General features: G+C 59.4%; 13 protein-coding genes. 6 read left to right on the top strand and 7 right to left on the bottom strand.

Features of this window, described 5'->3' with window-relative positions:
- Nucleotides 1-2 precede the first annotated feature (2 nt).
- From LOZ74_RS05805 to LOZ74_RS05790, 4 genes are all read right to left on the bottom strand, one after another.
- Nucleotides 3-1,007: an efflux RND transporter periplasmic adaptor subunit gene (locus tag LOZ74_RS05805; protein WP_219148268.1), complete on the bottom strand. Its 1,005-nt coding sequence runs from the start codon at nt 1,005-1,007 to the stop codon at nt 3-5.
- Entirely contained in the window at nt 1,004-1,621 is a 618-nt protein-coding gene (locus tag LOZ74_RS05800; RefSeq protein WP_219148266.1) for a TetR/AcrR family transcriptional regulator, read from the bottom strand. The genes LOZ74_RS05805 and LOZ74_RS05800 overlap by 4 nt, the downstream gene beginning before the upstream one ends.
- Before the next feature lie 156 nt (nt 1,622-1,777).
- On the bottom strand, nt 1,778-3,730 hold the full coding sequence (locus LOZ74_RS05795; RefSeq protein WP_219148264.1) for a cytochrome c/FTR1 family iron permease: 1,953 nt from the start codon (nt 3,728-3,730) through the stop codon (nt 1,778-1,780).
- 94 nt (nt 3,731-3,824) lie between these two features.
- Complete coding sequence (locus tag LOZ74_RS05790) at nt 3,825-4,442, bottom strand: cation transporter (protein WP_219148262.1); 618 nt, start codon at nt 4,440-4,442, stop codon at nt 3,825-3,827.
- A 75-nt stretch (nt 4,443-4,517) separates the two neighbouring features.
- Here LOZ74_RS05790 and LOZ74_RS05785 point away from each other — a divergent pair, with 75 nt between their 5' ends.
- On the top strand, nt 4,518-4,916 hold the full coding sequence (locus LOZ74_RS05785) for a helix-turn-helix domain-containing protein (protein WP_219148260.1): 399 nt from the start codon (nt 4,518-4,520) through the stop codon (nt 4,914-4,916).
- A 137-nt stretch (nt 4,917-5,053) separates the two neighbouring features.
- Here LOZ74_RS05785 and LOZ74_RS05780 read toward each other — a convergent pair whose 3' ends face one another.
- Together LOZ74_RS05780 and LOZ74_RS05775 are read right to left on the bottom strand one after the other, a co-directional pair.
- Nucleotides 5,054-6,448 (bottom strand): aldehyde dehydrogenase family protein, encoded by a 1,395-nt coding sequence (locus LOZ74_RS05780; protein ID WP_224801008.1) that lies wholly within the window; start codon nt 6,446-6,448, stop codon nt 5,054-5,056.
- Entirely contained in the window at nt 6,445-8,085 is a 1,641-nt protein-coding gene (locus LOZ74_RS05775) for an acetolactate synthase large subunit (RefSeq protein ID WP_224801007.1), read from the bottom strand. The genes LOZ74_RS05780 and LOZ74_RS05775 overlap by 4 nt, the downstream gene beginning before the upstream one ends.
- 41 nt (nt 8,086-8,126) lie before the next feature.
- On the opposite strand from LOZ74_RS05775, the gene LOZ74_RS05770 reads away from it, so the two are divergent.
- Complete coding sequence (locus LOZ74_RS05770; RefSeq protein ID WP_230293248.1) at nt 8,127-8,312, top strand: hypothetical protein; 186 nt, start codon at nt 8,127-8,129, stop codon at nt 8,310-8,312.
- A gap of 274 nt (nt 8,313-8,586) precedes the next feature.
- Nucleotides 8,587-9,078, top strand: coding sequence for a signal peptidase II (lspA, locus tag LOZ74_RS05765; RefSeq protein WP_090479092.1), 492 nt, complete (start codon nt 8,587-8,589; stop codon nt 9,076-9,078).
- Between the two features lie 26 nt (nt 9,079-9,104).
- Here lspA and LOZ74_RS05760 read toward each other — a convergent pair whose 3' ends face one another.
- Nucleotides 9,105-9,500, bottom strand: a complete 396-nt coding sequence (locus LOZ74_RS05760) for a helix-turn-helix domain-containing protein (protein ID WP_010412699.1) — start codon at nt 9,498-9,500, stop codon at nt 9,105-9,107.
- A gap of 138 nt (nt 9,501-9,638) precedes the next feature.
- Between LOZ74_RS05760 and LOZ74_RS05755 the strand changes: the two genes are divergently transcribed.
- The 3 genes from LOZ74_RS05755 to LOZ74_RS05745 all read left to right on the top strand — a co-directional run bounded on the left by LOZ74_RS05755 (nt 9,639) and on the right by LOZ74_RS05745 (nt 12,712).
- Nucleotides 9,639-10,280, top strand: coding sequence for a cation transporter (locus tag LOZ74_RS05755; RefSeq protein ID WP_219148254.1), 642 nt, complete (start codon nt 9,639-9,641; stop codon nt 10,278-10,280).
- A complete protein-coding gene (locus LOZ74_RS05750) occupies nt 10,277-12,208 on the top strand; it encodes a cytochrome c/FTR1 family iron permease (RefSeq protein ID WP_224801006.1) in 1,932 nt (643 codons plus the stop codon). Before LOZ74_RS05755 ends, LOZ74_RS05750 begins: the two co-directional genes overlap by 4 nt.
- A gap of 159 nt (nt 12,209-12,367) precedes the next feature.
- Nucleotides 12,368-12,712: a hypothetical protein gene (locus tag LOZ74_RS05745; protein WP_219148252.1), complete on the top strand. Its 345-nt coding sequence runs from the start codon at nt 12,368-12,370 to the stop codon at nt 12,710-12,712.
- Nucleotide 12,713 lies beyond the last annotated feature (1 nt).

The raw sequence follows: 12,713 nt of genomic DNA, 5'->3' as shown, positions 1-12,713 counted from the left end.
CGTCAACGCCCGGGGGCGACGGGACGGACGATCACGGAGACCGGCATGCCCTGCTTCAGGATTCCGTCTTGATCTTCGGTACGCACACGCACCCGGTAGACAAGGCTGGTGCGCTGTTCGCGGGTCTCAACGGACTTGGGTGTGAACTCGGCTGTCGGTGAGATGTAGGCAATGCGGCCGGGAAATTCGCGGCCAGCCTCGGTCAACACTGTCGCGGGGATACCGATCTCGACGCGCTCGAGGTCGGGTTCCTCGATATAGGCCCGGATCCACATGGGCGAGGTGTGCGCGAGTGTGAATACGGTTTCGCCCGGCCCCACGATGGCCCCAACCTCGCGTGCGCGCGTCAGGATGATCCCGTCAGCGGGCGCGTAAAGGTTCGCGTCTACTAGGCGTTGCCGGGCGAGCGCAGCGGCAGCTCGCTCGGCTCCAAGCGCCGCGCGTCCTTGCCGGATTTCTTCGCGTCGGGGTCCCTCGCGGACAAGCGAGAGTTCTTCGAGCGCCGCCTGCCGCTGAGCGGCCGCGCGATCGCGCTGTGACCGCGCCTCGTCCTGGGTCTGCCGTGCGGCAAACCCGCGTTCGGCGAGGTGTTCGACCCTGTCCAGGGTTGCCTGGGCAACGCTCAGCGCGGACTCCGCTTCTGCAACCCGCGCTCTCGCCCGCTCGATCTCCTCCGGCCTGCTGCCCGATTCGAGAGCGGCGAGCGCTGCGGAGCGTTGGCTGGCACGCGCTTCGGCAAGCGCGATCTCGTTCTTGTAATCCTGAGGTTCAAGCGAGGCCAAAAGATCGCCACCTTCAATCCTATCTCCCTCATCGACCGCCAATCGGTCGATCCTGCCTGGAACCTTGAACGCCAGATTGACCTGACGAATATCGACATTTCCATTGAGTACCAGATGACCTTCTCGCTCATGCCGATCAGGCTGCATCAGCCAGATTGTCGCTGCCGAAGCGGCTAGCAATACGAGCAGGCCAATGCCGATGTAGACCTTCTGTCTGGATCTCATGATTCGCCTCCGGTCCTAGCATCACTAGGTTCCAGCAGGCCCAGGAGTTCGAACTCGGTGCAATGCCCTGCCAGCGACACGCTCGGTGCGTTCGGCGCGACAAAAACGGCGTAGTGCATTGCCCGCTCGATCATTCCGACAAGAACCCAAGCAATGAGTCGCGCCGGGAGATTTTTCACCAGGCCGAGCTGTTGGGCATCTTCGAGATACCGCGCGAGCGCGTCAGCGCCTTGCTCGAAATGTCGATTGATATGAGCGCGCTGCTCGGGCGGAAGCGCATGGCCCTCACGCAAGACCAGCCTGGTCAGAATATCATGCTTGCGGCCATACCGAATGATGGTCATCCAGATCTCCTCAACCTCGGCTGATAGCTGCTCTCCAGTTTGCAGCCGCTTGGCGGGATGGCGGGCAATGGTCTCCTCAATCAGTCCTGCAAAGAATTCATCGATAAGCGCGACAAACAGCGACGGCTTGTTTTCAAAATGCAGGTAAAAGGTCCCCTGCGCTACGCCCGCATTCGCGACGATGTCCGCGACGCGGGTTGCCGTATATCCGTGCTGAGTGAAAAGCCGGGCCGCGGCAGCTTTCAATTTTCTGGCGATGTCATCGGTCATTTGAACACCTCGGTGTGACTGACGCATCAGTCAGCGAGGTATTACAGACCTGCAGGGTTCTTTTTGGCCGTACTCTATGGTTGCCTTTAAGCGTGGGATAGTCCTTCGCACGCCCGCCCTGTGGCCGGATCGAGGAGACTGCGTAGCCGGGACCACTTATCCCGTAACGTTTGCCGGTGGCGGATTGGAAAAAGCCCGGTTTACGCGAAATCCGACAATCAGAGCCAGCAGCGTGAGCAACTGCGCGACTATTGTCTCGACAGTCGGGAAGAAGCCGAGTTCGGCGAGGCGCGGCAAGCCGGCAATGAAAGTGGCGGTAAGAACTCCGGCCTCCTGGAAAGCGCCCACGCCCTTGCCCGCGAGAATGACCGCAAGTATCGCAATCAGGATAGCACTGTAGCGGAAGAACTGGGTGATCGGCAGTTTGCGGCTGTAGCGCAGCATGGCCCATGCAATGAGCGCCAGCAGCGCGACTGCGGACAAGGCACCTGCCAGTATGATGCCACTGCTCTGCGGGTTCCACAGGGCAGCGTAGAACAGGATAGTCTCGAACGCTTCCCGGTAGACGACCACGAATGCGAGACCGAAGAGAAACCATGCCGATCCGCGCGAGAGCGCCTTGCCCATTTTTTCCTGGATATAGCGCCGCCATTCCTCGGCCTGGGATTTGCCGTGCATCCAGATCCCGACCGATACGAGTATGACAGCCGCAAGCAACGCGCCGATCCCTTCGGTCATCTCGCGGCTCGCACCGCTGATGCTGACGAAGTAGGTTGCTACGACCCAGGTGGCGACACCTGCAAGAAGAGCGGCGATCCATCCACCATGGACATAGGGCAATACCTCGGAGCGCTGCGACTTTTTCACAAAGGCGATCATGGCGATCACAACCAGAAGTGCTTCGATCCCCTCGCGCAGCAGGATGGTGAACGCGCCGAGAAAGGTCGAGATTTCGCTGGCCGCCTCAGGGGCTAACGCTCCCTCGGCGCTGGCCAGCAGACTATCGATGCGAGCCCTTAGTTGCTGTAGTTCGGATGGGTCCGCCCCGGACTCTATTCCGGCCCGGAATTGCCCGAGCGCCTGTTCTACCTCCCGCATCAAACCGCCATCGCGCGTTGCCAGGAGGGCCTCCAGGGGTTCGAACCCGTCGAGATAGGCAGACAGGGCAAGCTCCCGCGCTTCCTCACGGTCGCCAGCCTGATAAGCTGACAGGCTGCGATCGAGCATATCGCGAACGAAGGCGAGCGAACCGGCGTCATTTGCCTGTCCCACCGCATCCGGATTGGCGCGAAGATAGGCCATGACGGCGAGCGCACGGTCCTCGCCGATCTGCTCGGCCAGACTTTCCGGTGTGAGCGCGGCGAGCGTCTGGAGATCGGGGACAAGCTGGCGTATGCCATCATCTTCCCGCCAGATACGCTCGCCTTTGGCCACATCTTCAAAAGCAATGCTGCCGGCATAGAATGCAAGCGCCCAGCGATCCTCGTCGGATAGCGATGCGAAGCTGGCCATGGACGTTCCTTCAAGCCCCTGCGTGATGACCTGGTAAAGCCCGAACGCACTGCGCTGCCGTGCCCGGTCGATATCGGTAAAGTCGATCGGCGGGGGATCGAGCGCCTGCATTGCGGCTGGTGGCGCACTTCCGGCGGCGCCGTGGCACGAGGCGCAGTTCTGCGCGAAGAGAGTGCGGGCGCGGACAAGGTCGGGCGCCTGCGAAGGGGCGAGCGGAACCGGGTAGGCTGTCAGCAACGAGGCTGCCAGCGCGCGCGCGAAGCGCCCAACTCGCTCGGCGGGTTCCTTGTTGGCGATCAGAGCTCGCAGCTGGTCCGATCGGCGGATGAGTGCTTGATTGTCTTTAGTGTCCGGAAATGCAGCAACCTGCCGCGCCACGACATCGGAAAACTCCACCATTTCGCGATATTCGAATTCGTCGGCAACACGTCCGTCGGAAACCGCGGAGGCGTAGTCGACCGCGATATAATCGAGCAAGCGCCAAGTGGTTCGCACATCGGGCTCTTCCGCGCTCGCGGTGGCGGACAGACACAGCGCAAGCGCCAGCAGAATGAGCCGCATTGCCGGATGGACGGTGGCGGAGACGATGCGATGCATGCGGGGGCTCTATATCTGTTGCAATTAATTCGCAATAGCAGGGTAAAGACGGAAACGTATTTTCCCAATCCGCAATCGCGGCATATTCTGGAGTTTAGGTAGAGCGCAGTTCGCCACGTGCCTGTTTGAAGACTTCGGCACTTCCCCACACCGCCAGTCCTGCCATGATGCTCGCCACAACCAGATCGGGCCACGCACGGCCGGTGCCGAAAACGCCAATCGCTGCCGCCAGCACGGCGATATTACCGATCGCGTCGTTGCGCGAACAGATCCACACCGAGCGCATGTTCGCATCGCCCGAGCGATACCGGAACAGCATCGCGGCGACGGCGAGATTTACCGCCAGAGCAAGAGAACCGATGGCACCCATCGTTCCCGGGTCGGGCGACGCCCCGACAAAGAAACCCCAGATAGCCGAGCCAAGCACCCACAGGCCGAAAGCCAGCATGGTCGCTGCCTTTACGAGAGCCGCACGCGCGCGCCAGACGATCGCCATCCCCGCTACGCCGAGACTGATAGCATAGTTTGCCGCATCGCCGAGAAAGTCGAGCGCGTCGGCCTGCAAGGCGCGCGAATCCGCAGCAATGCCTGCCACGATCTCCACACCGAACATGATTGCATTAAGGCCCAGCGCGATCCACAGAATGCGCCGCCATGTTGGATCGTTGTTGTTTGCACCGGCCTCATCGCGACCGCAGCAGGTGTTTCCCATTTTCTCGACTCCTTGCGTCGATCCGCCCTATGCACCTTGTAGTAACTACAAGGTCAAGCGGTAGGAGCCGTTGTCATGAGAATTGGTCAACTTGCCCGGATAACCGGCGTCAAATCCGAAACAATCCGCTTCTACGAGCGCGAGGGTATCCTCGCTGCCCCTCCGCGCACGAAGGCCAATTATCGCGATTATGGACCTGCAGAGGAAGCGCGCCTTCACTTCATACGGCGCGCGCGTGATCTCGGCTTCTCGATGGCACGCATCAGGGAATTGCTCGATCTCTCCGATGATGCCGTCCGGTCCTGCGCGGGCATCGACGCTCTGGCGAGAAGCCATCTCGGCGAAGTCGAGCGCAAGATCGCGAGCCTGAAGGCGTTGCGGACGGAACTTGGGCGCATGATCGCTGCCTGCGAGCAAGACACGGTAGGCGATTGCCGCATAATCGATGTACTTGCCGATATCACCGAGCCTTGATGCCCGCGCCTCGTGCGCCAGTTCGGTCGGGCTCGCCAATGCACGGCTTTTGTCCGCCGCCCATCAGAGACTCAACTCCGGGTGAAGCCGACGAGTGCGAAGCTGCCCGTGTCGCCATCCCGGGTCTGTCGAACGGGTTATGATGCCGCTGTCGGCCAGTTCCAGACGGCCATTTTTTCAAGGCTCATATCCGCCATAGTATAGGCGATCCCGCCCACGCCAAGCCCCGAGCGGCGCAGACCTGCAAAAGGCATCCAGTCGACGCGGAATGCCGTATGGTCGTTCACCATCACAGCCGATCCCGCCAGAGACTTTATGCAATGATTAGCGATTGACAGCCGATCGGTGAATATAGCGGCCTGAAAGGCGTAAGGCAGGGCATTGGCCTGCTCGATAGCCCGGTCGATATCGTCATAGCCATACACGCAGATCACGGGGCCGAAGATTTCTTCCTGGGATACCTTGGCACTTTCCGGAGGATCGAGAATGACGGTCGGGGAGAAAAGAGTGTCACTCAGACGGCTTCCCCCGCACACCAGGGTGCCTCCTGCTGCGATGGCTTCATCGACCCAGCGTTCGACTCGGTCGACTTCCTCCGTCCGGATCAGGGGTCCGCATTGGGTTTCGGCATCGGCGGGATCGCCCACGACCAGCTTTTCGGCAGCTCGCCCTAGGTCATTGGCGAAGTCTTTCAATTCTGCAGCAGGGACGAATACGCGCTGCACGGAAACGCAGACCTGACCCGAATGATAGAACCCGCCTTTGAGCAACGAGGCGATCACTGCTGCGCGCTCCACGCCGCTGTCCACGATGACCGGCGCCGCGCCGCCGTGCTCGAGAGCAATGCGGGTTCCCGGCGCCAGCTTCGAGCGAAGCATCCAGCCGATTTTCGCAGAACCGATGAATGAGAAGAACGCCGTGCGCGGATCGGTTGCCATCCTTTCGGCGACATCGTTGCTGCACGGAGCGAACCGGCACCAGGCCTCGGGCAGGCCGGCTTCATGGAGAATGCTCACGAAGCTCTGGCATGACAGAGGCGTTTCCAGCGCAGGCTTGATGAGAACGGGGCACCCGGCTGCTACCGCCGGTCCAACCTGATGGACGATCAGGTTGAGGGGGTGATTGAATGCCGAGATCGCCACGACAGGACCGATCGGTTCGCGGAATGTATACGCCGTCCTACCCGCACCCGCTTCTGTCAGGTCCATGGGGATCTCGTGACCGCCGCCATCGCTGAGCGCCTGAACGCATAAGTCGACGCTGTTGATCGCGCGACCGGCTTCCACGCGCGCATCGACCAGGGGTTTGCCGCCCTCCCTGACGATCTGGAGAGCGAGATCCTCGGCTCGTTCGCGCATGATATCCGCAGCCCGCCGGAGGATGGCGATACGCTCGTGCACGGCAAGCCAGCAACTGCGGTCGCGGTGGAGCAACTGCGCTTCATTCAGCCATTCATCGATTTGAGCCCAGTCGACAAGCGCCACTTCTGCAATCGGCGAGCGGTCGAAGGGATTGTGAACGATCGTTTTCATAGCTCGCACACCTTCGCGCCGAGTTCGTCGATCAGCACCTTCTTGTTTTCGGAATAGTCGACGGGCAGATCGACAAGGTGCACGCCGCCAGCCTCGAATGCGGCGTTCAGGACCGAAACCAGATCCGCGCTTCGCTCGACATGGTGGCCGGTCGCTCCATAGCTTTGTGCGTAAGTGACAAAGTCGGGATTGGAAAAGGTCAGGCCGTAGTCCGGAAAGCCGAGCTGGTCCTGCTTCCAGCGGATCATCCCATATGCCGCATCGTTCAGGATGAGTACGACGAGGTTCAGGCCCAGCCGGACGGCCGTTTCCAGCTCCTGCGAGTTCATCATGAACCCGCCATCGCCGCATACCGCGAGAACTCTGCGCCCGGGCGACAGCATCGCTGCCATCATGGCGGATGGAAGGCCAGCACCCATCGTCGCCAATGCATTGTCGAGCAGGATGGTGCCAGGCTCATGAGCGATGTAGTTTCTGGCGAACCAGATCTTGTAGATACCGTTGTCGAGCGCAACGATATCATCGCGCGCCATTACGCTGCGTACGTCGGCAACCACGCGCTGGGGGACCATCGGAAAACGTTCGTCGTCGCTGGTCTCGGAAATGTGCGAAGCAATCTCGTGATGCAGGGCGGTATAATAGCTGCGGTCGCACTGCAGCTTGCCATCGAGGCGGCTTCCCAGCCGCTCGACCGATCCGGCGATGTCGCCGATGACTTCGAGCTGCGGGAAGTAGACCTGATCGACTTCAGCCGCCTTGTAATTGATATGGATGACGGTCTGCCCGCCCGGCTCCATGAAGAAGGGAGGCTTCTCGACCACGTCGTGACCGATATTGACGATCAGATCGGCCTTCTCGATCGCGCAGTGGACATAATCGCCCGACGATAGCGCCGCGGTGCCCAGATAAAGCTCGTTATCTTCGTCGACCACGCCTTTACCCATCTGGGTGTCGAAAAAGGGAAAGCCGGTATCGGCCACGAATTTGCGCAACGCCTTCGAAGCGCGGCGGCGGTTCGCTCCAGCTCCGATCAGCAGCAGAGGCCGCTGCGCAGCAAGAATACGCCGGGCTGCTTCATCCAGAGCGGCATCACCCGCTACGGCATAGCGCCTGTCATGCGGCGGTATGACCGGTTCGACCGTTTGCTCTTCAGCAATGTCTTCGGGCAGTTCCAGAAGGACGGCACCGGGCCTTTCTTCCTGCGCCAGGCGGAAACCTTCGCGAACGAGCGAGGGAATGCGATTGCCGTTCACGATCTGGGTCGAAGCCTTGCATAGCGGCGTAAACAGGGAAACAACGTCGACAATCTGGAACTGGGCCTGCTTCGATGTCTTTATCGGTTTCTGCCCGGTGATGATGACGAGCGGAAAGGCCCCGAGCGCGGCATAGGCCGCCGGAGTTGTCAGGTTCGTCGCACCAGGCCCGAGAGTTGCGAGGCAAACCCCCGCCTTGCCGGTTAGCCGGCCATAGGTCGCCGCCATAAAGCCCGCACCTTGCTCATGGCGCGTCAATACCAATTCGATTGAGGACGTGCGCAGGGATTCCAGCAGGTCGAGGTTTTCTTCGCCGGGAACGGCAAAGATGTATTCCACCTTTTCAGCCTCTAATGCAGCGATAAACAAGTCAGAGGCTTTCATTTTTGATATTCCCTTTTCAGAAGCATGAATGCCCTACGGCAATGCTTTCTCACTACAACCGCAAAGAGAGTCACAGACGCAAGGAGCCCCGCCTCATTCGCACCATGCCGTTCAGCGAATGTTCTGAAATGCGCGTAGCCGCAAAAAGTATCCTAAAAAACATGACCTTTGGATTTGGCAAGAAGGTAGGGACTGCGTTTCTTGACATTCCCACCGCCGCAGCATGAGTCCGCGATCCACCTCGTGTGCCCCCACGCGGAACCGGTGCAATTTGCGAGATCGGCGAAAATGTTTTGCTTGCCCATCAAGGCATGGCGGAGAAAGATATTTTCCCGCGCTGGAATCACGTGCCGATGACATTCGGATGCCTGAATGGCTAGGCCAGTGATCTGCGGTGCAGTTGACCTATCTGCATTGACATGATCGATGAGTACCGGGCCCAGGCCTAATTTCTATCGTCCGGAGAATCAGAGATATCTGCCGATCATCCAAGGAACCAATATGTACCGAAGTCTTGGTCTTTCGATCGCCGTCGCAGTCTTCGCGAGCGATCTCATTTCAAAATGGCTTATTGTGAATGTGGTCATGGACCCTGCCCGCACGATAGATGTTTTTCCATTCTTCAATCTGGTGCTCGGATATAATCGCGGTGTTACATTCGGCCTTCTGAGTTCCGGTAATCCAATCGCGCCCTATTTGCTGTCCGGGTTCGCGCTTCTTGTCGTGGGCGTTCTGGCCAGATGGCTCTGGCGCAGTACCGTACGCCTTGAATCCGCCGCGATAGGTTCGATCATTGGCGGTGCATTGGGTAACGTTGCCGACCGACTGGCGGACGGAGCGGTCACCGATTTTCTCGACTTCTATGTCGGCGGCTATCACTGGCCGGCGTTCAATCTCGCGGATGTCGGAATAGTCCTTGGAGTGGCATTGCTTCTCGTTACCTGGTGGTCCGGAGAAACGCAGCGCGACGATGGCACCGCGCCGAAAGTGTAGATTCTGCGCTTTTGCCGAGGCAATCTTTAGGCGGATTTTCTAGCAAGCCCGCCGATGATGCCGCAGTCGGTGGCAGTGCCCCCATCGCAGGCCCGTGCCAGGCCGATCAGTTCCTGTCTCATCGCCTGCAGCTGTTCGATCTGCTCCTCCACCCGGCGCAAATGATTTCGTGCCAAAGTCGCAGCGTCCTTGCAATCCCGGTTTGGTGCGTCCGACACTTCGAGCAGCGAGCGAACTTCGGACACCGAAAAGCCCAAACCCCGAGCCCGCCGGATGAATGCGAGCCGTTCGACATCGGCGTCTGCGTAAATCCTTCGTCCCGACTGGGAGCGCGGAGCGGGCTTCAGAAGACCGATCTCTTCATAATAGCGAACGGTGTTGACTTTGGTCCCGGTCGCGCGGGCAATTTTTCCTATCTGCATTCTTTAATCCTCGATGATAGCCATCGCAGGGTGTGTGTCTCCGCGACGCAATCGCACATCGGCCGTCAGACTTTCTGCGAAAGGTTCGCAGAAAGTCCTTGATCCTCCAGTAACTGGAGATTGTAAAGCTCAAAAATCATGAGTTTAGATGATTCGGAAGACTGTGGTTGCACCGGCGACCCCGAGAGGGCGGTTGACGATCCGCAATACCGCCGCGCGCTTTGGATCGTGATTATCCTCAATGTCGGTTTCGGCATGATCGAGCTGGCCGCCGGGTTTTTAGCCGCGAGCCAGGCGCTCAAAGCCGACGCGCTGGATTTCCTTGGCGATGGCTCGATCACCTTCATCGGACTGCTTGCGCTCGGATGGACGGCATCGACGCGTGCTCGGGTGGCGCTCGCGCAAGGTTTGTTTCTGGCGGCGCTTGGTGTGAGCGTGATCGGCGCGGCGATATGGCGCATGTTCGATATGGTGCAACCGGAAGCCGGAATCATGGGCTGGGTGGGGTTTGTCGCCCTGCTTATCAACCTTGCCGCCGTTTTTGTGCTCGCTCGCTTTCGCAAAGAAGGCGATGCTCAAGCGCGCGCGATATGGCTATTTTCGCGCAACGATGCCCTGGCCAATGTCGCGGTCATTGTCGCAGCCGGTTTGGTTTATTGGTTGGGAAGCGCATGGCCTGATATCATCGTGGCCGCTGCGATTGCATTTTTGTTCCTCCATTCGGCTCTCGAAATTATCCGCCATGCGCGCAGCGATATGAAAACGCAGCAGATTGCATGATGAAATATTTGGCGCGCCTGTCCGGCATTTGCCTGGCCCTTCTGTTGTCGTTCGGCAGCGCGCAAGCGTTGGCGGCAGAACCCAACACGATCTGGCGCCTGCTCGATTACATGGCGGTAGATTATGCAGCTGCCGTCGAGGACGGCGAAGTCGTCAACGAAGTCGAATATGAGGAAATGGTCGAATTCGCCGGTTCGGTACGATCGGGTATTGCGGAATTGCCTGAACGCCCCGGTCGCGTTCGGCTAGAGGCAAACGCGAAGCAACTTGAAGCCGATATCCTCTCGATGGCCCCCGTTGATCAAGTTGCCACGGCAGCCAGAAAGCTCGCTGCGGATCTCCTAGCCATCTATCCGATCACGCTCTCGCCTTCGAGGGCGCCCGATCTTGAGCGCGGAAGACTGCTGTACCAGGAGACTTGTGCCAGTTGCCACGGGGTGTCAGGAAACGGTCGCGGGCCGGCGTCTGCGGGCCTTGATCCGCCGCCGATCGCATTTACCGACGTCGATCGCGCGCGCCAGCGTAGCATCATGGGTCTCTATCAGGTTATCGACCAAGGGATCGATGGCACCGCCATGCCCGGTTTCTCACAGCTCTCCTCCGACGATCGTTGGGCCCTGGCCTTCTATTCGGGATCCGTCGCCTTTGAGCCGGCGGACGAAGGGGCGCGTCTATGGAAGTCAGATTCCGAACTACGTAAACGCTTTCCCGATCTTGCCGCTCTCACGAAGATCACGCCGGACGAACTGGCAGGAGAGATCGGGCAAGAGCGCGCGGACGCGCTCATGGCCTATCTTCGGGCCAACCCGTCGGCGATCGCCGATGCAGCGGGGCCTCTTGGCATCACACGTACCCGGCTCGCAGAAGCTGAACGCGCCCACGCGAACGGGAATATTTCCCGGGCCAAGGAGCTCGCACTGTCGGCATATTTGGACGGGTTCGAACCCGTCGAACCGATATTGGCGACACGCAATCCGGATCTTCTGGTGCGTATCGAGAGCGGGATGATGGACTTGCGTGCAGCCATCGACGCAGATCTGCCGACCTCTGCGATAAGCGAACGGATCCGGGCCATCGAGGGTTTGCTCGTACAGGCTGAAAATGTCCTTGCGCCGGAATCTGCGACGGGATGGTCAACCTTTGTGGCATCTTTCGCGATCCTCCTCCGCGAGGGTCTGGAGGCATTGCTGATCGTGATCGCCATGATCGCTTTCGTGAGGAAGGCGGGACAGGATCGGGCATTGCGATTTGTCCATGGCGGGTGGACCGGTGCGCTGGTAGCAGGCGCGTTTACTTGGCTTGCGGCGACCTATCTTCTCGACATCAGCGGTGCCGGCCGGGAATCGATCGAGGCATTCGGTGCGCTGATTGCAGCGCTGGTCCTCCTGTCGGTTGGCGTCTGGATGCACGGAAAATCACAGGCAGACAATTGGCAGCGCTATATCCGCGACAAGCTTGGCAAGGCGCTTTCGCGCGGATCGCTCTGGTTTCTGTTCGGGATCGTATTCCTTGTCGTCTATAGAGAGGTCTTCGAAACCATCCTTTTTTACGCTGCGCTGTCCGCTCAGGGAAGTACGGGCTATCTGCTGGCGGGCGCTGCCACGGCCGGTTTGCTCCTTGTCGTCATCGCCTGGCTGCTGCTGCGCTACAGCCGGACGCTGCCGATCGGAAAGTTCTTTGCCTACAGTTCGGTGCTCATCGCCCTGCTTGCGATTGTCCTGATTGGCAAAGGGATCGCGGGTTTGCAGGAAGCGGGTGTGATCGGAATTGCACAGATAGCCGGCGGTCCGCGACTAAGTATGCTTGGAGTTTATCCGACGTTCCAAGTGATTGGCGCTCAATTTGCAATGGCATCCGCACTTTTACTTGGTTTCTGGATTAATCACACCCGAGCATCAAACAATGACCGGTCACGCGATGCAGTGTGATAATATATCTTTCTATTACGGCGTTTGTGTCGACCCAGGTCGGTACATGAATAGCGCATTTGTTCGTTCTTATGCATTGAGCTGCGCGACGGCTTCGGCATTCGAAGAGAATATCGACTTGTGCCATGTGATTGGTCCTGCTAGCGGGGCCAAATTGTCATGACCCTCCGTACGCCCCTTCTTGCCTTGAAGCCGTTTTTCGCCATGCTGATTCTCTTCGGCCTGGTGTTCAGCGTAAGCGTGGACGCGGCGGTATGCGGGCCTGAAATTGGCGAACTTACAAGTGTCGAAGCTGCAAGTAGCGAGACTGGTCAAGACTTGCCGGACAGCCCGAATGAGCAGCATGGCATCTGCGCCCACGGCCATTGCCATCATGGAGTCCAGTTTGCAGGTAATGCGGATATCGGGGCCGGTGAGCGTTCATCCGGTGCACAGCATTTCTTCGAACCCGTCGGCCTGACTGCAGTCCAGCAAGCGATTTTGACGCCCCCTCCTCGAATCTGAC

It is taken from the genome of Croceicoccus sp. Ery5 (assembly GCF_020985325.1).
Lineage (GTDB): Bacteria > Pseudomonadota > Alphaproteobacteria > Sphingomonadales > Sphingomonadaceae > Croceicoccus.
The sequence above is the reverse complement of the archived record's forward strand: the minus strand, read 5'-3'. Positions and strand labels throughout refer to the sequence as shown.

What these genes read in the sequence shown, in the direction of transcription:
- LOZ74_RS05805 (WP_219148268.1), bottom strand. Translation starts at nt 1,007, where the DNA reads ATGAGATCCAGACAGAAGGTCTACATCGGCATTGGCCTGCTCGTATTG.
- LOZ74_RS05800 (WP_219148266.1), bottom strand. Translation starts at nt 1,621, where the DNA reads ATGACCGATGACATCGCCAGAAAATTGAAAGCTGCCGCGGCCCGGCTT.
- LOZ74_RS05795 (WP_219148264.1), bottom strand. Translation starts at nt 3,730, where the DNA reads ATGCATCGCATCGTCTCCGCCACCGTCCATCCGGCAATGCGGCTCATT.
- LOZ74_RS05790 (WP_219148262.1), bottom strand. Translation starts at nt 4,442, where the DNA reads ATGGGAAACACCTGCTGCGGTCGCGATGAGGCCGGTGCAAACAACAAC.
- LOZ74_RS05785 (WP_219148260.1), top strand. Translation starts at nt 4,518, where the DNA reads ATGAGAATTGGTCAACTTGCCCGGATAACCGGCGTCAAATCCGAAACA.
- LOZ74_RS05780 (WP_224801008.1), bottom strand. Translation starts at nt 6,448, where the DNA reads ATGAAAACGATCGTTCACAATCCCTTCGACCGCTCGCCGATTGCAGAA.
- LOZ74_RS05775 (WP_224801007.1), bottom strand. Translation starts at nt 8,085, where the DNA reads ATGAAAGCCTCTGACTTGTTTATCGCTGCATTAGAGGCTGAAAAGGTG.
- LOZ74_RS05770 (WP_230293248.1), top strand. Translation starts at nt 8,127, where the DNA reads ATGCTTTCTCACTACAACCGCAAAGAGAGTCACAGACGCAAGGAGCCC.
- lspA (WP_090479092.1), top strand. Translation starts at nt 8,587, where the DNA reads ATGTACCGAAGTCTTGGTCTTTCGATCGCCGTCGCAGTCTTCGCGAGC.
- LOZ74_RS05760 (WP_010412699.1), bottom strand. Translation starts at nt 9,500, where the DNA reads ATGCAGATAGGAAAAATTGCCCGCGCGACCGGGACCAAAGTCAACACC.
- LOZ74_RS05755 (WP_219148254.1), top strand. Translation starts at nt 9,639, where the DNA reads ATGAGTTTAGATGATTCGGAAGACTGTGGTTGCACCGGCGACCCCGAG.
- LOZ74_RS05750 (WP_224801006.1), top strand. Translation starts at nt 10,277, where the DNA reads ATGATGAAATATTTGGCGCGCCTGTCCGGCATTTGCCTGGCCCTTCTG.
- LOZ74_RS05745 (WP_219148252.1), top strand. Translation starts at nt 12,368, where the DNA reads ATGACCCTCCGTACGCCCCTTCTTGCCTTGAAGCCGTTTTTCGCCATG.